Annotated in this window: 22 protein-coding genes; 10 read left to right on the plus strand and 12 right to left on the minus strand. The window is 64.4% G+C overall.

The window, feature by feature from the left end; all coding sequences use genetic code 11:
- Positions 1-120: 120 nt before the first annotated feature.
- Entirely contained in the window at positions 121-1,302 is a 1,182-nt protein-coding gene (locus AACQ95_RS07695; RefSeq protein ID WP_241278231.1) for an MFS transporter, read from the plus strand.
- Between the two features lie 95 nt (positions 1,303-1,397).
- Here AACQ95_RS07695 and AACQ95_RS07700 read toward each other — a convergent pair whose 3' ends face one another.
- The 8 genes from AACQ95_RS07700 to AACQ95_RS07735 form a co-directional block, all read right to left on the minus strand.
- Complete coding sequence (locus AACQ95_RS07700) at positions 1,398-2,006, minus strand: HvfX family Cu-binding RiPP maturation protein (protein WP_103471863.1); 609 nt, start codon at positions 2,004-2,006, stop codon at positions 1,398-1,400.
- A complete protein-coding gene (locus tag AACQ95_RS07705) occupies positions 2,003-2,797 on the minus strand; it encodes an HvfC/BufC family peptide modification chaperone (RefSeq protein WP_241278232.1) in 795 nt (264 codons plus the stop codon). The genes AACQ95_RS07700 and AACQ95_RS07705 overlap by 4 nt, the downstream gene beginning before the upstream one ends.
- Positions 2,790-3,647 (minus strand): DUF692 domain-containing protein, encoded by an 858-nt coding sequence (locus AACQ95_RS07710; RefSeq protein WP_241278233.1) that lies wholly within the window; start codon positions 3,645-3,647, stop codon positions 2,790-2,792. Before AACQ95_RS07710 ends, AACQ95_RS07705 begins: the two co-directional genes overlap by 8 nt.
- Positions 3,635-3,964 (minus strand): hypothetical protein, encoded by a 330-nt coding sequence (locus tag AACQ95_RS07715; RefSeq protein ID WP_098984440.1) that lies wholly within the window; start codon positions 3,962-3,964, stop codon positions 3,635-3,637. The genes AACQ95_RS07710 and AACQ95_RS07715 overlap by 13 nt, the downstream gene beginning before the upstream one ends.
- Positions 3,957-4,916 carry an MBL fold metallo-hydrolase gene (locus AACQ95_RS07720; protein WP_241278234.1) on the minus strand — a complete coding sequence of 320 codons (960 nt, stop codon included), beginning with the start codon at positions 4,914-4,916 and terminating at the stop codon, positions 3,957-3,959. The genes AACQ95_RS07715 and AACQ95_RS07720 overlap by 8 nt, the downstream gene beginning before the upstream one ends.
- Before the next feature lie 78 nt (positions 4,917-4,994).
- On the minus strand, positions 4,995-5,117 hold the full coding sequence (gene cydX / locus AACQ95_RS07725; RefSeq protein WP_241278235.1) for a cytochrome bd-I oxidase subunit CydX: 123 nt from the start codon (positions 5,115-5,117) through the stop codon (positions 4,995-4,997).
- A gap of 28 nt (positions 5,118-5,145) precedes the next feature.
- Positions 5,146-6,273, minus strand: coding sequence for a cytochrome d ubiquinol oxidase subunit II (cydB, locus tag AACQ95_RS07730; RefSeq protein WP_241278236.1), 1,128 nt, complete (start codon positions 6,271-6,273; stop codon positions 5,146-5,148).
- The gene (locus AACQ95_RS07735) at positions 6,273-7,844 is read right to left on the minus strand and encodes a cytochrome ubiquinol oxidase subunit I (RefSeq protein ID WP_241278237.1); all 1,572 of its coding nucleotides are present in this window, start codon (positions 7,842-7,844) and stop codon (positions 6,273-6,275) included. Before AACQ95_RS07735 ends, cydB begins: the two co-directional genes overlap by 1 nt.
- A gap of 120 nt (positions 7,845-7,964) precedes the next feature.
- Here AACQ95_RS07735 and AACQ95_RS07740 point away from each other — a divergent pair, with 120 nt between their 5' ends.
- Positions 7,965-9,404, plus strand: a complete 1,440-nt coding sequence (locus tag AACQ95_RS07740) for an aminotransferase-like domain-containing protein (RefSeq protein ID WP_241278238.1) — start codon at positions 7,965-7,967, stop codon at positions 9,402-9,404.
- 33 nt (positions 9,405-9,437) lie between these two features.
- Here the strand turns inward: AACQ95_RS07740 and AACQ95_RS07745 are convergent, their stop codons facing one another.
- Together AACQ95_RS07745 and AACQ95_RS07750 are read right to left on the minus strand one after the other, a co-directional pair.
- Positions 9,438-9,896 carry a GNAT family N-acetyltransferase gene (locus AACQ95_RS07745; protein ID WP_241278658.1) on the minus strand — a complete coding sequence of 153 codons (459 nt, stop codon included), beginning with the start codon at positions 9,894-9,896 and terminating at the stop codon, positions 9,438-9,440.
- A 198-nt stretch (positions 9,897-10,094) separates the two neighbouring features.
- Positions 10,095-10,745 carry a tellurite resistance TerB family protein gene (locus AACQ95_RS07750; RefSeq protein WP_241278239.1) on the minus strand — a complete coding sequence of 217 codons (651 nt, stop codon included), beginning with the start codon at positions 10,743-10,745 and terminating at the stop codon, positions 10,095-10,097.
- A 62-nt stretch (positions 10,746-10,807) separates the two neighbouring features.
- Here AACQ95_RS07750 and AACQ95_RS07755 point away from each other — a divergent pair, with 62 nt between their 5' ends.
- The 5 genes from AACQ95_RS07755 (at position 10,808) to AACQ95_RS07775 (ending at position 13,189) form a co-directional block, all read left to right on the plus strand.
- Positions 10,808-11,656, plus strand: coding sequence for a DMT family transporter (locus AACQ95_RS07755; protein WP_241278240.1), 849 nt, complete (start codon positions 10,808-10,810; stop codon positions 11,654-11,656).
- Positions 11,653-11,952, plus strand: a complete 300-nt coding sequence (locus AACQ95_RS07760) for a hypothetical protein (protein ID WP_241278241.1) — start codon at positions 11,653-11,655, stop codon at positions 11,950-11,952. The genes AACQ95_RS07755 and AACQ95_RS07760 overlap by 4 nt, the downstream gene beginning before the upstream one ends.
- A gap of 20 nt (positions 11,953-11,972) precedes the next feature.
- Entirely contained in the window at positions 11,973-12,443 is a 471-nt protein-coding gene (locus AACQ95_RS07765; RefSeq protein WP_241278659.1) for an acyl-CoA thioesterase, read from the plus strand.
- 82 nt (positions 12,444-12,525) lie between these two features.
- Positions 12,526-12,681, plus strand: a complete 156-nt coding sequence (rsmS, locus tag AACQ95_RS07770; protein ID WP_005310018.1) for a pleiotropic regulatory protein RsmS — start codon at positions 12,526-12,528, stop codon at positions 12,679-12,681.
- A 40-nt stretch (positions 12,682-12,721) separates the two neighbouring features.
- Positions 12,722-13,189: a GyrI-like domain-containing protein gene (locus tag AACQ95_RS07775; protein WP_241278242.1), complete on the plus strand. Its 468-nt coding sequence runs from the start codon at positions 12,722-12,724 to the stop codon at positions 13,187-13,189.
- A gap of 30 nt (positions 13,190-13,219) precedes the next feature.
- Here AACQ95_RS07775 and AACQ95_RS07780 read toward each other — a convergent pair whose 3' ends face one another.
- Positions 13,220-14,062, minus strand: a complete 843-nt coding sequence (locus tag AACQ95_RS07780) for a LysR family transcriptional regulator (protein WP_241278243.1) — start codon at positions 14,060-14,062, stop codon at positions 13,220-13,222.
- A 110-nt stretch (positions 14,063-14,172) separates the two neighbouring features.
- On the opposite strand from AACQ95_RS07780, the gene AACQ95_RS07785 reads away from it, so the two are divergent.
- Positions 14,173-14,706, plus strand: a complete 534-nt coding sequence (locus AACQ95_RS07785; protein WP_241278244.1) for a nucleoside deaminase — start codon at positions 14,173-14,175, stop codon at positions 14,704-14,706.
- Positions 14,699-15,952: a cyanate transporter gene (locus AACQ95_RS07790; RefSeq protein WP_241278245.1), complete on the plus strand. Its 1,254-nt coding sequence runs from the start codon at positions 14,699-14,701 to the stop codon at positions 15,950-15,952. Before AACQ95_RS07785 ends, AACQ95_RS07790 begins: the two co-directional genes overlap by 8 nt.
- Before the next feature lie 53 nt (positions 15,953-16,005).
- Here AACQ95_RS07790 and rluF read toward each other — a convergent pair whose 3' ends face one another.
- A complete protein-coding gene (gene rluF, locus AACQ95_RS07795; protein ID WP_098984448.1) occupies positions 16,006-17,040 on the minus strand; it encodes a 23S rRNA pseudouridine(2604) synthase RluF in 1,035 nt (344 codons plus the stop codon).
- A 671-nt stretch (positions 17,041-17,711) separates the two neighbouring features.
- Here rluF and gdhA point away from each other — a divergent pair.
- Entirely contained in the window at positions 17,712-19,058 is a 1,347-nt protein-coding gene (gene gdhA, locus AACQ95_RS07800; protein ID WP_241278246.1) for an NADP-specific glutamate dehydrogenase, read from the plus strand.
- Positions 19,059-19,136: the final 78 nt, after the last annotated feature.

The following is a 19,136-nucleotide window of genomic DNA, read 5'->3' on the forward strand; positions in this document are numbered from 1 at the left end:
CACGGCGCCATTGCTGCTGATTAAGCAAAAGTAATTTGATGTCATCGTCATTTTTGCCAACAAAGCTCATCGGCATACTGGCGCCATTCTCCCGTCGGGAGTCCTATCCAAGGAGTTTGTATGCCACTGGCGTTATTTGCCCTCACCCTGAGTGCCTTTGCGATCGGCACCACCGAATTTGTGATAGTGGGGCTCATTCCCACCATAGCCGAGCAACTTCATGTCTCCCTGCCCTCGGCGGGCCTGCTGGTCAGCCTCTACGCCCTCGGCGTCGCCATAGGCGCGCCGCTTCTGACGGCCCTCACCGGCAAGCTGCCGCGCAAGTGGCTGCTGGTGGGGCTGATGGCGCTCTTCACCGCCGGCAACCTGCTCGCCTGGCAGGCCCCCGGCTACGAGAGCCTGATCGTCGCCCGCGTGCTGACCGGTCTGGCCCACGGGGTCTTCTTCTCGGTGGGCTCCACCATAGCCACTGGTCTGGTGGCCAAGGAGAAGGCGGCCAGCGCCATCGCCATCATGTTCAGCGGCCTGACCGTCGCTCTGGTCACCGGCGTGCCGCTCGGCACCTGGATTGGCCAACAGTTTGGCTGGCGCGAGACCTTCCTGGTGGTGAGCCTCTTGGGCCTCATCGCCATGGTGGGTAGCCTGCTGCTGATCCCGAGCAACCTGCCCAAGGGAGCGGCCTCCAGCATCCGTGAACAACTGCTGGTGCTGACCAAGAAGCCGCTGCTGCTGGTCTACGCCAAGACAGCGCTCGGGTACGGCGGCGCCTTCACGGCGTTTACCTTCCTCGCCCCCATCTTGCAACAGGTGAGTGGCTTCGGCGCCAACGCGGTCAGCCTGATCCTGCTGGTGTACGGGGTGTCGGTGGCGTTCGGCAACATCTGGGGCGGCAAGCTGGCGGACAAGATGGGCCCCTTGCCCGCCCTGAAGCTGATGTTTGCCGGATTGGCTGTCATCCTGCTAATGCTCACCTTCACCGCGCCCCATCCGGTGCTGGCGGTGCTGACCGTGCTGGTGTGGGGTGCCTTCGCCTTTGGCAACGTGCCTGGGCTGCAGGTGCTGGTGGTGAAACAGGCCGAGATCCATACCCCCAACGCCGTGGACGTGGCCTCCGGCCTCAACATCGCCGCCTTCAACGTCGGCATCGCCTTGGGTTCTGTCGTTGGTGGCTTTGTGGTGGAGCACCTTGGGTTGATGCACACTCCCTGGATAGGTGCGCTGATCGTGCTGCTAGCCTATGGCCTGACCCACGTCAGCGAGAAGCGCGAGGCCAGATTGGCGCTGGCCTGCCCCCAGTATTGAGGGCACAGACCAGCCGCAGGCCCCTTCTCTTCTCCCAATAAAAACGAGCGGCACATGCCGCTCGTTTTTTCACGCTCTGCTATTTTTGCTTGTTGTTATGCCGCCTGCGGGCGAACGGCCCCTCGGTTCACTGCTCGCGTGAGCCAGTAGTCGAGGCTGACATAGCGACCCCCGCCGTACACCAGCAGCACCAGCAACATCACGAAGTAGGTGGCGGCAAACTCCATACCGTTGTTGAGCATCACGGGGTCTCCCAGCTCGGTGATGTAGTTGTAGCGACCGGGGAAGTTGGCGGCCAGCCACTCGATAAAACCGTTAAGACGCAAGGTGGCCTCCATGCTGCCGGTGGCGATGGCGTCCCAGCCGTGCTTCCAGTGCACCATGGCGCTGGCCACACTCATCAGGAAGATGGTGGGAATAGCCATGATGCGGGTGAAGAGGCCAAGGGCGATGCAGATGCAACCCAGCACCTCGGTACCCGCCGCCAGAAAGGCGAGCAGGGTCGGGAACGGCAGGTTGAGCCCCCCTTCCGAGGCCGGCGCGCCAAACCAGGCGACAGTACCGGCAAAGCCCACCACCTTGGAGTGGGCCCCCACATAGATGACCGGAATCAGATAGAGGCGAATGGCCAGCAGGGCCAGAAAATCGAGCCGTTTGCACTGGGCCACCGCCCGCTCGTACCACTGGATCAGGGTATTGTTCATGGGAATTCTCCTTGGTGTTTGCTAAATGAGGGCAAGGGGGCGCCGGGCTGGCGCTCGCCAACAGGCCGCGTCAGCAGACCAAGCCGGTGAAAATGGCACGCCCATTCGGTCAGATCAAAATCGCTGCGAACCTGTTGAACCTGTTGCTGGAACGCCGTTCGGCTAAGCCCCGGCTGCTGTTGCAACAGCTGGATCAGCGCCACATCCCATTCGCGCAACCGCTGGGTCACCACCTGATGATCCGGGCTGCGAAACAGACCATAGAAGTGGTTGCCCTGCCGGGTCGGCACCACGCCGCTGCGGCTAATGGCAAAGGGGAGCTCAAGCAGTTGCAGGGTGGGATTGAGCCGAAGTGGACTCTCCGCCGTCACCTCCTCCCACGGCACAACTTGCGGCACCACCCCTTCGTCAATCTCGACACACAGGCAGGCCCACTCATACTCCAGCAGCGCCAGCCACTGCTTTGGCCAGTTGAGGGAGCCCTCGCCGTGGCGATGCTGCACATAGCGGACAAACTCGGTGGCAATATGGTGAAACTCGGGGGCATCGGCGCCGTGGTGGGCGACAAAGCCCTCCACCAGCTGCCATCTGTCCACCGGCTCCCAGTGGCCGTGGGTGAGCGGAAACGCGCTCTCCAGCACCGACTCCACATTGGCGCGCACGCTGCGGGCATACTGGCTGGCGATGCCATCCTGCGGCAACCGCACCCGGCTCGCCAGCCAGGCGGTCTGCTGCTGCATCCGCTGCGGGGCCACTTCGGGCGCGGTGATCAGTGATAACCGCCTATCCATAGCGCACCTCCCGCACCTGACTGTCGAGCGCCTCGCAACAGGCGCCATGCACCCGCGCCAGCTCGGCCTCCAGCTCAGGCAACGGCGGCAGATGGTGATCCCGCTCCAGCAGCAGAGGGCGTAGGCCGTGGGTCTGCACCGTATAACGGGCCAGCGCCACCACCGCCTCGCACACCGGGCGACCATGCGTGTCGAGCAAGGTGCCGTCCGCCTCTTCCAGATGGCCAGCGATATGGAAGTAGCGGATCGCACTGCCCGGCAATCCGGCGATCATCCGCTTGGGGCAGTAGCCGTGATTGCGGCTGTTCACAAAAACGTTGTTGATATCGAGCAGCAGCTCGCAACCGCTGCACGCCACCAGCTCGGCGAGAAAATCCTCCTCCGGCATCTCGTGCTCATAGCCGTGGTAGTAGGAGATATTCTCCAGCACCAGCGGGCGGGCCAGCGCCTCCTGCACCTGCTCGATCCGCGCTGCCAGATAAGGGATGTTCTCCCACTGGCGCGGCACCGGTAAGAGCTCGTAGAGATAGCCCTGCTGGTCGCGGGAAAAGCTCAGGTGCTCGCTGTAGAGCCCGATGCCGAACTCGTCCAGAAAGGTGCGGATCTGGCCAAGCAAAGTGCGATTGAGCGGCTGGCAATCGCCGAGCGAGAGGCTCAGGCCGTGGGCCACCAGCGGGTAACGCTCGGCCAGCTGATGCAGCTGCGCCCGCTTGGCGCCGCCGATGGCCATCCAGTTCTCCGGCGCCAGCTCGAGAAAGTCGATGCCGGGGCGGATGGGGCCGGAGCAGAGCGCATCCAGATGCTCCTGACGCAGCCCTATCCCCCGACTGCGGGAGCTTATTGGCCGCATACCCCCTCCGTCATCTTGCTGCCCTTGCGCGAGGTATCGCCATCGATCCCCTGCTCTGCCACGCCGCACTTGCCATCACGGGCACGCACCAGCCGACCCTGCGGATCGCTGTCTAAAGCCTGCTTTTCGAAGCGCTTCTCGGTGCCGCACTTGCCAGCCGCACACTTGCCGCCATGCTGTTCGCTCGGCGCCGCCTTCACCGGCGCCTCGCTCGGGGTGGCCGCCAGCGCCAACCCGGGGGTCAGGGCGATCAGGCCGGTCATGGCGATGGAGAGAGTCAGTTTGCCGGTGCTCTTGTTGTTGCTTGCATTACTCATGGTTGGACTCCTTGACGGATGAGACGGGGTAGCTGGAGAGATCGCGGGCGGCCACCACCTGGCCGTGGAACTGCTGCTTGACGATGGCCATCGCCTCTTTCTTGTGATGGAGGCCGACCCCCATCCAGTGGTTCAGCACCAGCAGCCTGGGGTTTATCTCGGCAGCAATCCTGGCCACCACCGACGGTTTGGCATGGAGCGAGGCGGAAACCGGGTCGGCCCCTTCGTGGATGGCGAGCGGCATCACCAGGATGTCGGCCCCCTTGGCAAACGGCACAAAGGCCGGGTTGCTGCCGTTCTGATCCGCCGAGATGACGATGGTCCCCTCGGCGCTCTCGATGCGATAGGCCAGACAGGGCACGTCTCCGTGGGGGATGCCGAGCGCCGTGATGGTCAAGCCGTCCTGCTGATAGACCTGATGGGGCTGGGGTGTCTGGTAGGGCACATCGTGCAGGGTGATGGGGAAGAGGCCATCGCTGCCATCCTTGAAGCCACTCAGGTAGGCATAGGCCCCCTTGTCCGGGTTGAACAGGGCATCAAAGTAACCGCTCATGCTGGGAAAGGCCGAGCCGGCTTGCGGCCCCGCCAAGTCGAGCGGATCGCTGCGCTTGAAGAAGTAGGCCCCCTTGAGCAGAGCGGGCAAATCGGTCACATGGTCGGTGTGAAAGTGGGTGATGCCGATGAAATCGACCTCCTCGAGCTTGGCGCCCGCCTGGCCGAAGCGCAGATAGACGCCGCCACCCGCATCGATCAGGATGCGCGATTTGCCTTTCCACCAGATCACCTCGCTCGAGGAAGCGCGCAGATCGTCGGAGATGGGGCCGCCGCTGCCGAGTACTTGCAGGGTGAATGCCTTGTCCAATGGCGTCAGTTGTACGGGCTCGGCCCAGGCCGGCGCGGTGGCAAGCGCGCAGCCGATGGCCAGCGTGACCGCTTTCAGTGTCTGTTTCATATCGGATTACCTGTCGGTTGGATGACAAGAGAAAGGGGCCGGGGCGAGGCAGCTCGTGCCTCCCCCGGCCGAGGGGGATCAGGATCGGGACTGAGAGTCATCCCGTTCATCGGCTGCCCAGCGCGCTTCCAGCCAGAGCAGGTTGACCAAACCGCACAGCAGGGCAAAGCCCAGCCCCAGAATCCAGGTGAAATACCACATAGTCGAAACTCCCTTGAGTAGAAGACGGTTAGTAGAGGCTATGGCCGTGCTGGCGAACCTGATCCGTACTGACCTTGCCGCGCACCACCCGATAGACCCAGAGGGTGTAACCGATGTTGATGGGCATCAGCACCCCCACTATCCCCAGCATGATGAGCAGGGTGCCCTCGCTGGAGGTGCCGTCCCACAGGGTCAGGCTGCTCGACGGATCCAGGGACGAGGGCAGCACGAAGGGGAACAGGGCGATGGCGATGGTCAGCATCATGGTGGCGCAGGCGCCGCCGCTGGCCATGATCGCCAGGCGCGGCAGGCCGCGGGCACTGGCGAGGCTGCTCACCATGGGCAGCAGCAGGCCCAGGGCCGGTACGCACCAGAGCCAGGGCTGCGCCGCGAAGTTGCTGAACCAGCCGTCCGGTGCCAGCGCCACCTGCTTCATCAGCGGGGTGAGGGCGCCGTTGAGATCGCCGATCTCCTGTAAGCGGTAACCTTCCATCTGGCTGAGCCAGACGCCGCCGAGGGCAAACAGGCCGCTGGCCAGGGGGCCGAGCCAGAGGCTCTGACGGGCGCAGCGCTCGGCGATCACCCCTTGGGTCTTGCACTGCAGGAAGCTGGCGCCGTGCAGCATCAGCAGGGCCAGCGCCGTGCCCATGCAGGTCAACAGCAGGGGCCAGTTGAAATCGAAGGCGCCGTAGTGGATGCGAAGATGCGAGTCGAAGCGAAACGGCAGGCCTTGCAGCAGGAAGCCGAGGGTCGCGCCGAATACCAGGGTCGGCAGCAGGGCCCCCGTCACCAGGGCCCTGTCCCACCAGCGGCGCCACTGGGCCGATTCCAGCTTGCTGCGATAGTCAAAACCGACCGGGCGCAGGAAGAGGCCGAACAGCAGGAACATGAAGGGCACGTAGAGCGCCGAGAAGGCGGCGGCATAGACCAGCGGCCAGGCGGCGAACAGGGCGCCGGCACCGGCAATGAGCCACACCTGGTTACCCTCCCACACCGGGCCCACGCTGTTGAGCAGCACCCGCCGCTCCTCATCTGTCTTGCCGACGATGGGCAGCAACAGGCCCACCCCCAGATCGAAGCCGTCCATCACCACGAAGCCGATGAGCATGAACAGCACCAGGCCCCACCAGATCAATTTCAGGGTTTCGTAATCCATCAGAGCGCACTCCCGCTTGCCAAGACTTCACCTTGATAACGACCCGTCTTCAGGCTGGCGGGCCCTTTGCGGATCACATGACGCAACAAGAACAGCTCCACCACCAGCAGGCTGGTGTAGATGAGGCTGATGGAGATGAGGCTGAACCAGATCTGGCCCGGCTGCAGCAAGGAGACCGAGGCCGAGACCGGCAGCACCTCACTGATGGTCCAGGGCTGGCGGCCAAACTCGGCCACGAACCAGCCCGCCTCGATGGCGATCCAGGGCAGCGGTATGCTCCAGAACAGCACCCTCAGCAAGCGCGGCGATTGCACCAGCCGGCCCCGGCACAGTTGCAGGAAGGAGGCGGCAAAGAGCACGAGCAACACAACCCCTATGCCCACCATCAGCCGGAAGCTCCAGAACAGCGGCGCCACTTGGGGCACTGAATCCGCCACCGCCTTGGCGATGGCCGCCTCGTCGGCCCGGGCTATGTCCTTGGCATGAGGAGTCAGCAGCAGGCCGTAGCCGAGATCCTGGCGGTGCTGCTCGAAGGTGGCGCGGGCGGCGCCGTTGCCACCGTCCTGGCGCAGCGCCTCCAGGGCGCCATAGGCCAGCATGCCGCTGCGGATACGCACCTCGTGCTCGGCCTTGAGATCCTTGATGCCGGTCACCGCCTCATCCAGGGAGCGGGTGGCGATGATGCCCATCAGATAGGGGATCTTGACGGCCGCGTGAGTGGTCTCGGCACGCTGATCGGGCCAGCCGAACAGGGTGAAGGCCGCCGGGGCGGGTTCTGTCTCCCACTCCGCCTCGATGGCGGCGAGCTTGACCTTCTGAACCTCACCGGTGCGATAACCTGACTCGTCGCCGAGGACTATGACCGAAAGGATGGCCGCCAACCCGAAACCGGAGGCGATGGCGAAGGAGCGCAAGGCGAAGCGCACCTCCATGCGGCGCAGCAGATACCAGCTGCTCACCCCCATCACGAACAGGGAGGCGGCCACGTAACCCGCCGCCACCGTGTGCACGAACTTGACCTGGGCCACAGGGTTGAACAGCACGGCGGTGACGTCGGTCAGCTCCATGCGCATCGTCATGGGGTTGAACTCGGCGCCGACCGGGTTCTGCATCCAGCCGTTGGCGATCAGGATCCAGAGGGCGGAGAGGTTGGAGCCGAGCGCCACCAGCATGGTCACCATCAGGTGCTGACCACGGGAGAGTCTGTCCCAGCCGAAGAAGAACAGGCCCACCAGGGTGGATTCCAGGAAGAAGGCCATCAGCCCTTCCACCGCCAGGGGGGCGCCGAAGATGTCGCCGACATAGTGGGAGTAGTAGGCCCAGTTGGTGCCGAATTGAAACTCCAGGGTGATCCCCGTGGTCACCCCCATCACGAAGTTGATACCGAACAGCTTGCCCCAGAAACGGGTGATGTCCTTGTAGATCACCTTGCCGGTCATCACGTACGCGGATTCGGCGATCACCAGGATCCAGGACAGCCCCAGGGTGAGGGGCACAAACAGGAAGTGAAACATGGCCGTGGCCCCGAACTGCAATCGGGACAGGCTTACCACATCATCCAGGCTAATCATGCAGGACTCTCTATGTTGCATTTAACAGACAGGTTTTCGCCTGCCAAGTACAACATGAGTCATGACACCTATAACAGATGCAGTTATATTGAATTACACCTATAACAGTTGTCTTATCGCATGTCCCTTTACCGTCAGCTGGCCGACCGCCTGCAACAGCAGATAGAGCGCGGCGTCTGGCAACCGGGGGAGCGCATTCCCTCCATTCGCCAGAGCTGCAAGACCCACGCCCTCAGCCCCATGACTGTGCTGCAGGCCTATCAGCTGCTCGAAAGCCGCGGCCTCATACTGGCGCGGCCCCAGTCCGGCTACTACGTCAAGGCCGCCACCTCCCCGCTGCGGGCCAGCGCGCCGCAACAGGCCCACTACAGCGGCTCGGTGGACATCAACGATCTGGTGTTCGAGGTGTTGCAGGCGAGCAAATCCCGGGAACTGGTGCCGCTTGGCATGGCGGTGGCGGATCCCGCGCTCTTCCCCCACCCCCAGCTCGGGCGGGCCCTGGCCAGCTGCATGCGCCGGCTCGACCCCTTCAGCACTGTGGCCGACCTTCCCCCCGGCAACGAGGCGCTGCGCCGGGCCATCGCCCGGCGCTATGCCAGCGACGGGCTGGCTGTCGACCCCCAGCAGATCATCATCACCACGGGGGCCATGGAGGCACTCTCCCTCAGCCTGCAGGTACTGACCGAGCCCGGTAACTGGGTGGTGGTGGAGTCCCCCACCTTCTACGGCGCCCTGCAGGCCATAGAGCGGCTGAAACTGAACGCGGTGGAGATCCCGGTGATCCCGGGGATGGGTATCGATCTGGCGCTGCTGGCCGAGGCGCTGGCCCAGCGCCCCATCAAGGCGTGCTGGTTGATGGGCAATGTCCAGCATCCGCTCGGTCACACCATGCCGGATGGCCACAAGCAGGCGCTGATGGCGCTGCTCAACGCACATGAAGTGCCACTGGTGGAGGACGACGTCTATGCAGAGGTCTACTTCGGCCGCGAGCGGCCAAGGCCCATCAAGTATTGGGATACCAGTGGCGACAGCCTGCTGTGCAGCTCGTTTTCAAAGTGCCTGGCACCGGGCTTTCGGGTTGGCTGGGTGGTGGCCGGCCGCCACGCCGAGCGGGTGCAGCGACTGCAGCTGATGTCGACCCTGTCGACCAATGTGCCAAGCCAGCTGGCGCTGGCCGAGATGCTGCGCCAAGGCGGAGTGGAGGCCCACTTTCGCCGCCTGCGCCACACCCTGGCCCAGCGCCAGCAGCAGATGCGGGCGGCCCTGCTGCGCCTCTTCCCGGATGAGGTGCGCATCAGCGCCCCCGATGGCGGTCACTTCCTCTGGCTGGAGTTTGACCCTCGCATAGACAGCCGTGCCCTGCACGTCCAGGCGCTCAGTTGCGGCTTCTCGCTGGCGCCGGGGGCCCTGTTCTCCAGCCAGGGGATGCACAACCACTGCCTGCGCCTCAACAGCTCCCATCCCTGGAGCCCGCAACTGGAAGCCGCCCTCGCCCGGCTGGCCGAGCTTATCCATCAGCAACTGGCTGTCGTCCCAGCCAAAAACAACAAGGCCCCGTAACGGGGCCCGACTGGCTTGCCCGGCTTGAGCAGGCTATCTGGCGTAAATTTCCGACTGGCGCGTGAACCCCAGGGATTCGTAGAGTGCCTTGGCTCGTTCGTTGAACGACATCACCTCCAGCCGGATCTGGTGGGCACCGTGCGCCTTGCCCCAGTCATCGCAATGGGCGATCAGCGTCTTGCCTATGCCTCGGGATCTGTGGTTTTCGTCAACCACCACTGAGCCGATGCGGCAGATGGGCTGCTTGCTGAGAAAGGGGATGGCATCATTGATGTCTATTCTGGCGGTCAGAAAACCCACCACTTCCGCCTCCAGCACGGCGACACAAAACAGTCGCCCTTCGCTGCCGATGGCATTGAGCAGAAAATCCCGCTCCTGCGGTGATGGCGGACAGAACACCTCGGGGGCATGTTCAAAGTGGATCAAGCCGATTTGCCGATTCAGCTCGAGAATGGCGTCAATATCCTGCTCGGTTGCCTTGCGTATCTCCAACATGTGCTCCTTGCTCTGGCGTTGGCTAACAGCTGGGGTCGTCCATCCTCTTTGAGATGGGCGAGAGGCCCATCATAGTGGGAGTCAGCGGCAACAAAAAGGGTCAATCGTATCCTGTCATGGCCGATGGCCGGTCTCGCTGCTGGCAACAATAACGCCCCGTGACGGGGCGTTATGGCCATTCCCGCTACCCAGGCGTCAGCTCGGGGATCCCAGCTGGGCCACCTGCCGCTCGATACTTCCCTTGAGGTTGTCATCGAGTTTCAAGGCCCGCGCCAGCTCATCCAGATAGCCGCGCTCCATGAAGTGGTCCACGTCGATGGCGAGCAGGGAGGCGAGGTAGACCTCGGTGGCCTGCTCCATGTCTGTCACATCCCGGGCCAACGCCTGCGGATCCAGGGGACGGGCCAGCTCGGCGTCAATCCAGCGCGCCGCATCGCTTTGACCCTGCTCGGTCAGGTAGTCCTGGATCTTCTGGCGCTCGGCGGCGTCGATATGGCCGTCGGCCCGGGCCGCCGCCACCATGGCGCGCACCAGCAGGGTGGCACGCGCATCCAGCGCCTGACCCTGCAGGGTATCGAGGGACTGGGCAGGTTGCGCGGCCCCGCTCTGCTGGGCCTGCCAATCCTGATAGAGCTTGTAGGCGAGGCCGCCGAGGGCCGCCGCGCCGCCTACCGCCGCTACCTTGCCGCCATACTTGCGCACCTTCTTGTTGCCAAGCAGCAAGGCCATGGCGCCGGCAGCCAGGCCGCCCTGCGCCATGCCCTTCATCTGCGACTTGCGGCTGTCGCCGCCTTCGTTGAGCCAGCCCTTGCCAGCGCCCATTAATTGCTCCAGCATCTGTTTCATAAGACCTCCGCTTTGCATGATTTTCCATGCTGGGCCGCGCCCACTGAACTCAAGGTGAATGGATGCCACTGCCACGCCTGTTGCTGCTGACCCTGCTGACCCTGATGGCGTTCGCCGCCAACTCTGTGCTCTGCCGTCTGGCCCTGTTTGAAGAACGGATGGATCCGGCCCTGTTCACCCTGCTGCGGCTGACCAGTGGCGCCCTAGTGCTGCTCCTGCTGTGCCGAGCCCGTCAGCCGTCGCCTCGCCAGGGAGACTGGGGCGGCGCCCTGGCCCTCCTCGTCTACGCTGCCGCCTTCTCCTTTGCCTATCTCACCCTGACCACGGGCACTGGTGCCCTGTTGCTGTTTGCCGCCGTTCAGCTCAGCATGCTGGCGCCCCCTCTGCTGCGCGGGGAGTCTCTGCCACGACGCCAGTGGGCCGGTCTGCTGCTCGCCATGGCGGGGCTGGTACTGCTGCTGTTGCCGGGCATCCGGGCGCCGGATCCCCTGGGCGCGGCCCTGATGATCGCGGCCGGCATCGCCTGGGCCTGCTATACCCTGCGGGCATCGCGTTTTGCCGATCCGGTCGCCGCCAATGCCGGCCACTTCCTGCGCGCCAGCCTGCCGGCCAGCCTCCTTTATCTGCTGCTGGGTCAGCTTGAGGCCAGCCCGGCCGCCATCGGCTATGCCCTGGCCTCTGGGGCCCTCGCCTCCGGCCTGGGCTATTCACTCTGGTACCAGGTGTTGCCCCAGCTGGGGCGCACCTTGGCCGCCAGCGTGCAGTTGCTGGTGCCCCTGCTCGCGGCGCTGGCCGGTCTCGTCTGGTTGGATGAGTCCTGGTCACTGCGGTTGTTATTGTCATCACTGGGCATTCTGGGGGGCATAGCCCTGGTCATAGCGGGACGCCCCCCTTCAGGAGACAAGCCATGAAAATTGCCATACTGCTGCTCGGTTGCAGCCTCTCGGCCAGCCTGCTGGCCGCGGTAGAAGACAGGGAAGCCCAGCAGGCCAAACTGGATACCGCCTGCCAGCAAGCCCAGCAACAGCTGGTCGAACAGGGCAAGCAACAGCGGATCGATGCCTGCATCAAGGCCGGTGGCAAGGCCGCCAAATGCCAGCAGGAGTTCGCCAGCTTCGGCCAGCGGGAGGGCAACAAGCGGCCCGATCTCAACAGCCTGCCCCCCTGCCAGCAGGCCGATGCCTATCGCAAGAGTTACCGCCAATGAACCCGGCCCCTGGAGAAAACCTGACCCCACTCCGCGAACTGACCCTGCAGTTCCTGGCCGAGCCCGCCGACGTCAACTTCGGCGGCAAGGTGCACGGCGGCATGGTGATGAAGTGGATCGATCAGGCGGGTTACGCCTGCGCCGCCGGCTGGTGCGGCGGCTATGCGGTCACCGTCTACGTTGGGGGGATCCGCTTCCTGCGCCCCATCCAGATAGGCCAGCTGGTGGAGGTACACGCCCAGGTGATCCACACAGGCACCACCAGCATGCACCTGGCGGTGGATGTTTACAGCCGCCACCCGGCCAGCCGGGAGCGCCACAAGACCACCCACTGCATCATCATCTTCGTGGCCATGGACGAGACGGGCACACCGACCCCTGTGCCCCAGTGGCAACCTGTCTCGGCTGCCGATCGGCAGTTGCAGCAGTACGCCAAGAAGCTGATGGCCCTGCGCGAGGAGATAGACAAGGAGATGCGCCAGCACCTCTGAGCCGGATCGCCCGTGACACTGGGCCGATCCCTATCCGGGTGCGGCTCTGTATAATGGCGTTTTGCCCATTACGGAGTCTGTCATGTCATTGGAAAATGCCCCGCCCGAGGTCAAGCTCGCGGTGGATCTCATCGAGCTGCTGGAGACCAACCGGATCGATCCGGCGCTGGCCCTGGCGGCGCTGGCCATCGTCTCCGAGGACTATCAACGCAAGCTCAAAGAAGGCAAGGATCACTGAGCACGGCAGCGCTGCCGCCCCACCCCGCACAGGAGGTACCATGACAGGTCCTATCCGTTTCGAAACCGGCCGCCCCATGCTGTTTGGCGGCCTGCGCCGTCATCATGCCTTCGCCCACGCCGACTTCGGCGGCCAATGGCGTGACTTCAGCGCCCTGGGCCCGTTGCCGGGCCAGCTGGGCGAGCATGCCTATGGCGTCATCTGCGGCGTGACCGCGACCCAATGCGAATACATGTGTGCGGTGGAAGTCGCCGCGCTGGAGGTGCTGCCCAAGACGCTGGGGCGGATGCGCATCGAGCCCCAGACCTATGCCGTCTTCCTGCATAAGGGGCATGTCTCGGCCATGCCGAATACCTGGCAACAGGCGCTGGACTGGCTGGCGCAGTCCGCTTACCAGTCGGCCCACAAGCCCGATTTCGAACGCTATGGCGCCGCCTTTGACCCGGAGACCGGCAGCGGCGAGGTCGAACTCTGGCTCGCCGTGCTGCCGCGTCAGGCCATCGCCTGAGGCTGACCCCTCGACGGCGAGCCTAACCATTCAGGCGGGCCCCATCACCTGGTCGCACAGGCTGATGAGGGCCTCACCGAGGCGAGTCAGCGGCTCGCCGCGCTCCGCCCCCAAATGCAGTGCCAGCTCCACCGGCGCCACCGCCGGCCAGTGGCTCAGCTCCCGCTGATCCGGTTGCAGCAGCCGTCTTGGCAACAGACTGACCCCGATCCCCACACTCACGGCCCCCTGCAAACTGGCGAGGCTGGCGCTGACATAGGCGATGCGCCAGCGCAGCCCCTGTCCATCGAGCGCCTCGGTGATCTGCCGCCGATAGAGCCCCTCGCTCGGGAACACCACCAGCGGCAGGGGATCCCGCTCGCTGGCGGGCCAGTCGCGACTGTCGACCCAGGCCAGGGGTTCACGCCAGCTGGCGAGCGGTGTCCCCTGCCCCCGCGCCTGCTTGACCAGCGCCAAGTCCAGCTCGCCAGCCTCGAACCGCTGCCAGATCTCGTGGCTGAGGCCGCTGTGCACCTCCAGCCGTACCTGCGGATAGTCGCGGGCAAAGGCCGCCAGCACAGGGGCCATGGCGCCGGCGGCGAAGTCCTCCGGCACCCCCAGGCTCAGTTGCAGGCTCCCTTCGGTCACCTGCTCCTCGGCCTGCATCAGCAGCGCCAGGATGCGGCGAGCCAGCCCCAACAGCTTTTCACCCTCCGTCGTGGTCACCACCTGGCGGCCGGAGCGGTCAAGCAGCGGGCAGCCGAGCTGCTGCTCGAGGCGTCGCATCTGCTGGCTGATGGTGGACTGGGTCAGGTGCACCCGCTCACCGGCGCGGGTGAAGCTGCCGGTGTCGACGATGGCGACGAAGCTGCGTAGCAACAGGGGATCCAGCATGGGGCACTCCATTTACAAAACCACTGAATGCCATTCTATCATTTAATTTCCCCATGACTGGATCCCCCGCTAGGCTGGTCTGCTCCCCTCATTGGCTCAAGGTCTCTCTCATGTCCCATACCCCTGTCGACTCCACCGGCACTCGCCTTGCCCCTTCGCTGACCGCCCTCACGGATCCCGCCCATCAAGGGTGGCTGGAGCAGGCGTTGCAGCTGGCCCTTTGCAACCGCCGGCAGGGTGGCCGCCCCTTCGCCGCCCTGCTGGTGCAGGATGACCGACTGGTGGCGAGCGCCGTCAACGCCATGCATCTGGACGGTGACCCCACCCGCCATGCGGAACTGGAGGCCCTGCGCCAGGCCAGCCAGGTGGGGCCGCTGGCGGGGGCCATCGTCTATGCCAGCGGTCACCCCTGCCCCATGTGCCTGAGCGCCCTGGTGATGAACGGCATTCGCGCCGTCTATTACGCCTTCGACAATCAGGATGCTGCCCCCTTCGGCTTTGACAGCACATCGAGCTATGACAAGCTGCGACTGCCCCTCAAGCCGCCCCCCCTGCCCCTCATCAAGCTGCCGAGCTCCATCAGCGCCGCCTGCCTCTATGGCGATGAGGCTCCCAAGCCGCAGGCGGAGCCGGCTCATGAGTAAGGGCCTGCCTGCCGGTGCCGCCGCCGATGGCAAGCAGGCACTGGCCCTGCTGGTGCTGGTGATCCTGATTGGCCTCAACCTGCGCCCCTTTCTCACCGCCATTGGCCCCCTGAGCCGCGACATTGCCGACGCGCTGGCGCTGGGCATGGATACCCTGGCCTGGCTCACCCTGCTGCCGCTCTGGCTTATCGGGGTCGGCGTGCTGATCACCCCTGGCCTGCGTCGTCTCACAGGCCCGCGCCAACTGCTGGGGGCCGCCCTCTTGCTGCTGGGGATGGGTAATGCCATGCGCTTCGATGCCCAGAGCGGCGCCCTGCTGATCGCCAGCGCGGCGCTCTGTGGCCTGGGCTCGGCACTGGTGCAAGGGGTGCTGCCCGGCCTTATCAAGCAGCGCTTCGCCCACAAGGTGCCGCTGGTGATGGGGATCTTCTCCGCCTGCATGATGGGAGGCGGGGCGCTGGGAGCCAGCCTCACCCCGCAGCTGGTGGCGAGCCTCGACTGGTCGCGGGCGCTGGCGCTGTGGAGCCTGCCGGTGCTGCTGGCCATGGTCTGGCTTATCTGGCGGGTACGGCTGCCAGGCGCCACCGCAGTCGCCATTCCCCACGGCGAGCAGCGGCTGATCGCCCTGCCCCGCAGCTGGCTGCTGATCGGCTGCTTTGGCATCATCAACAGCGGCTACGGCATAGTCGTCGCCTGGCTGGCACCCGCCTACATGGCGCAAGGCTGGAGCGCCCAGCAGGGAGGCGAGCTGGTGGCCTGGCTGGCACTGGCCCAGACCGCCAGCGGCCTCGGCCTGCCGCTGCTGGCGGCACGCAACACAGACCGGCGCCCCTGGATGGGGTTGGCCATTGTCATGCAACTGGCGGGATTTGGCGGCCTCTGGCTCGCCCCACAAGCCGCCCCCATCCTCTGGTGCATGCTGTGCGGCGCAGGGCTCGGCGGCAGCTTCTCCCTCATTATGGTGATAGCGCTGGATCACCTGCCCGACCCGCGCCGCGCCGGCACCCTCAGCGCCCTGATGCAGGGATTTGGCTTCATGCTGGCGGCTACCGGCCCCTGGGTGGCCGCCCGCCTCCATCACCTGAGCGGTGACTTCGCCGCCGCCTGGCAGTGGCAGCTGGGGGGCCTGGTGCTGATGAGCCTGCTGGTGCTGCGCCTCGATCCGCGCAGCTATGCCAAGGTGATGAGGTTGCCAGCGTCTGCGGCCACGGCCAGCAGTCAGGCCCAAAGCAAAACACCGGCCTGAGGCCGGTGTGTTGGGGATAACAAGGGGAGGCTGACGCCACTCAGGGTTGCGCCTCAGCGCCCCTTCTTCTGGCGGCCAGACTGGCCGGCGCGTGGTTTGGCTGCGGCCGGTTTGCCGCCCTTGTTGGGGGCCCCTTTGCCTGCGGCGGCTTTTCCAGCGCCGCCTTTGTTGGCAGCCCCTTTACCGGATCCGACCTTGCCCACCGGGCTCTTCTTCTCGAAGGCTTCCGGGCCCGGCACATTGGGACGACCGCCTATCTCGTGATCATCATCCCGGCGCGGCTTCTTGCCTTGCGCCGCTTTGCCGGTTTGTGCAACAGCGGCTTTGGCCACCTTGGGCTTGTCGCCTTTGGCCGGTTTCACCTCGGAGGAAGAGTCCTCGATCAGCTTGAACAGCTCGATCAGCTCGTCGTCGGTCAGATCCCGCCACTCGCCCACCGGCAACCCCTTGAGGCTGACGTTCATGATGCGAATGCGCTCGAGCTTGGTCACCTCGAAGCCGAAGTGTTCGCACATGCGGCGGATCTGGCGATTGAGCCCCTGCACCAGGGTGATGCGAAACACGAAGGGCGCCTCTTTCTTCACCTTGCACTTCTTGGTGACGGCGCCGAGGATAGGCACCCCGGCCGCCATCCCACGCACAAACTCGTCGGTCACCGGCTTGTCGACGGTCACCAGGTACTCTTTCTCGTGATCGTTGCCCGCCCTCAGTATCTTGTTGACCAGATCGCCGTGGTTGGTCAGGAAGATGAGCCCCTGAGAGTCCTTGTCGAGCCGCCCTATAGGGAAGACGCGGGTGCTGTGGTTGACGAAATCGACGATATTGTCCTTCTCGCCCGCCTCCGTGGTGGAGACTATGCCCACCGGCTTGTTGAGCACGATGAAGACCAGGCTGTCGGCTTCCCGCGCCTCGATCACCTGACCGTTGACCTTGACCAGATCCCCGGCAAACACCTGATCGCCGATCCCGGCCCGCTTGCCATTGATAAAGACCTGGCCCTGCTCGATGAAGCGGTCGGCCTCACGGCGCGAGCAGATGCCGCTCTCGCTGATGTATTTGTTCAGGCGCATGGATTCATCAGCCAGCATGAGTCACCTGCCACAGGCCGATAGCCCCATCCAGTTGCGCGGTTGCCGGTTCCGGCCAGGCCGGGGAGGCTGTCTGCTGCATCAGCCGATTCACTACGTCAAAGTTCTGCATACCATTCCATCTTCAAAAAGGCCAAGGCCAGCTTAACCATCAAAAAACGCCGCTACAGTAGCATATTGCCCCGTCCAGCACGCCGGATACTTGCCATCCACGGCGACGCGCCACCCCAAAATGTGCGTGGCGTCATGCCATTATGCGGCCGCACCGCTGGCGCCTTGCTCCTCGCCCAACACGGCAAGGCCGGGATGCGGCCAAGAGAAAGGTTAAAAAATGGCGACCAGGGCGAGGCATAAAGAGCCTCCCATTTTCATCCTGAAAACATTCACGCCATATGCAACCGGCTTGCCCCTGCGCCCTACATCACCAATAACAGCTTGCTATTTATTAACTTAAAATGCATAAAAAGATTTTCGTTGTCGCGAATTATCTTGCTGCAGCCATCCCGGTTTTCTGTGACTTTCGGCGGCCAACACAACAATCGTTGGCAAACCAGACACAAAACCAAATCTTTGTCCGCATTCATCCCCAACACAAATCATAAATTTGGATGCACGGCATGCGCTTTTCTCTGGCAAGAGGCCAATTTCATCATTCATTACAGGAGTTACAGATGAGTCATTCCCTATCCCAGACGGATTTTCTGGCCCAGGTGGCCAGCCGCAACCCCCACCAGCCCGAGTTCATTCAGGCGGTGAGCGAGGTGGTCGCCTCCATCTGGCCCTATGTGGAACGCCACCCCCGCTATTTGCAGCACGGCCTGCTGGAGCGGCTGGTGGAGCCGGAGCGGCTGATCCAGTTTCGGGTGAGCTGGGTCGACGACCAGGGCCGGGTACAGGTCAATCGCGGCTATCGCATCCAGCACAGCTCGGCCATAGGCCCCTTCAAGGGCGGCATGCGCTTTCATCCCTCGGTGGATCTCTCGGTACTGAAATTCCTCGCCTTCGAGCAGACCTTCAAGAACGCCCTCACCACCTTGCCCATGGGCGGCGGCAAGGGCGGCAGTGATTTTGATCCCAAGGGCAAGAGCGAGGGGGAGGTGATGCGCTTCTGCCAGGCGCTGATGCTGGAGCTCTATCGCCACCTGGGGGCCAACACAGACGTGCCGGCCGGCGATATCGGGGTGGGCGGGCGCGAGGTGAGTTACATGGCGGGCATGATGAAGAAGCTCACCAACAGCGCCGAGTGCGTCTTCACCGGCAAGGGACTCTCCTTTGGTGGCAGTCTCATTCGCCCCGAGGCCACCGGCTACGGCCTGCTCTATTTCGCCCAGGCCATGCTGGCCCATCGCGATCAGTCGCTGGCGGGCATGACGGTGTCGGTGTCTGGCTCGGGCAACGTGGCCCAATACGCCATCGAGAAGGCGATGGCGCTCGGCGCCCGGGTGATCACCGCCTCCGACTCCGGTGGCACAGTCCATGATCCGGATGGCTTTACCCCCGCCAAGCTGGCCAGGTTGATGGCACTCAAGAACGAGCAGCGCAAGCGGGTTGCCGATTATGCCCACGAGCTGGGGCTCGAGTTTTTGAGCGGCCGCACGCCCTGGCACCTGCCCACCCAGATTGCCCTGCCCTGCGCCACCCAGAACGAATTGGGGGAAGAGGACGCCAGACAACTGGTGGCCAACGGCGTGCAGCTGGTGGCCGAGGGGGCCAACATGCCGAGCAGCGCCGCCGCCATCAAGCTATTCCACGAGGCCCGGGTGCTATTTGCCCCGGGCAAAGCGGCCAATGCGGGGGGCGTGGCCACCTCGGGCCTCGAGATGAGCCAGAATGCCCAGCGCCTCTCCTGGAGCCGGGAAGAGGTGGATGCCCGCCTCAGGGAGATCATGACCAGCATACACGCCACCTGTGTCCGCTTCGGACAGGATGGCGAGGGCCATGTGAACTACGAGAGCGGCGCCAACATCGCCGGCTTCGTCAAGGTGGCCGATGCCATGCTGGCGCAGGGGGTCTGCTAGTTCAGCTCAACTGACCAGGCCCAACACACAGCGCGGCAGCCCAGGGGCTGCCGCGTTTTTCATGGCCTTGCCACCTGC

The sequence above is a fragment of the Aeromonas sp. MR19 genome (genome assembly GCF_963899305.1).
GTDB lineage: Bacteria > Pseudomonadota > Gammaproteobacteria > Enterobacterales > Aeromonadaceae > Aeromonas > Aeromonas bestiarum.

Coding starts and splice junctions, on each gene's coding strand:
- AACQ95_RS07695 (WP_241278231.1), top strand. CDS start 121: ATGCCACTGGCGTTATTTGCCCTCACCCTGAGTGCCTTTGCGATCGGC.
- AACQ95_RS07700 (WP_103471863.1), bottom strand. CDS start 2,006: ATGAACAATACCCTGATCCAGTGGTACGAGCGGGCGGTGGCCCAGTGC.
- AACQ95_RS07705 (WP_241278232.1), bottom strand. CDS start 2,797: ATGGATAGGCGGTTATCACTGATCACCGCGCCCGAAGTGGCCCCGCAG.
- AACQ95_RS07710 (WP_241278233.1), bottom strand. CDS start 3,647: ATGCGGCCAATAAGCTCCCGCAGTCGGGGGATAGGGCTGCGTCAGGAG.
- AACQ95_RS07715 (WP_098984440.1), bottom strand. CDS start 3,964: ATGAGTAATGCAAGCAACAACAAGAGCACCGGCAAACTGACTCTCTCC.
- AACQ95_RS07720 (WP_241278234.1), bottom strand. CDS start 4,916: ATGAAACAGACACTGAAAGCGGTCACGCTGGCCATCGGCTGCGCGCTT.
- cydX (WP_241278235.1), bottom strand. CDS start 5,117: ATGTGGTATTTCACCTGGATTCTGGGGCTGGGCTTTGCCCTGCTGTGC.
- cydB (WP_241278236.1), bottom strand. CDS start 6,273: ATGGATTACGAAACCCTGAAATTGATCTGGTGGGGCCTGGTGCTGTTC.
- AACQ95_RS07735 (WP_241278237.1), bottom strand. CDS start 7,844: ATGATTAGCCTGGATGATGTGGTAAGCCTGTCCCGATTGCAGTTCGGG.
- AACQ95_RS07740 (WP_241278238.1), top strand. CDS start 7,965: ATGTCCCTTTACCGTCAGCTGGCCGACCGCCTGCAACAGCAGATAGAG.
- AACQ95_RS07750 (WP_241278239.1), bottom strand. CDS start 10,745: ATGAAACAGATGCTGGAGCAATTAATGGGCGCTGGCAAGGGCTGGCTC.
- AACQ95_RS07755 (WP_241278240.1), top strand. CDS start 10,808: ATGCCACTGCCACGCCTGTTGCTGCTGACCCTGCTGACCCTGATGGCG.
- AACQ95_RS07760 (WP_241278241.1), top strand. CDS start 11,653: ATGAAAATTGCCATACTGCTGCTCGGTTGCAGCCTCTCGGCCAGCCTG.
- rsmS (WP_005310018.1), top strand. CDS start 12,526: ATGTCATTGGAAAATGCCCCGCCCGAGGTCAAGCTCGCGGTGGATCTC.
- AACQ95_RS07775 (WP_241278242.1), top strand. CDS start 12,722: ATGACAGGTCCTATCCGTTTCGAAACCGGCCGCCCCATGCTGTTTGGC.
- AACQ95_RS07780 (WP_241278243.1), bottom strand. CDS start 14,062: ATGCTGGATCCCCTGTTGCTACGCAGCTTCGTCGCCATCGTCGACACC.
- AACQ95_RS07785 (WP_241278244.1), top strand. CDS start 14,173: ATGTCCCATACCCCTGTCGACTCCACCGGCACTCGCCTTGCCCCTTCG.
- AACQ95_RS07790 (WP_241278245.1), top strand. CDS start 14,699: ATGAGTAAGGGCCTGCCTGCCGGTGCCGCCGCCGATGGCAAGCAGGCA.
- rluF (WP_098984448.1), bottom strand. CDS start 17,040: ATGCTGGCTGATGAATCCATGCGCCTGAACAAATACATCAGCGAGAGC.
- gdhA (WP_241278246.1), top strand. CDS start 17,712: ATGAGTCATTCCCTATCCCAGACGGATTTTCTGGCCCAGGTGGCCAGC.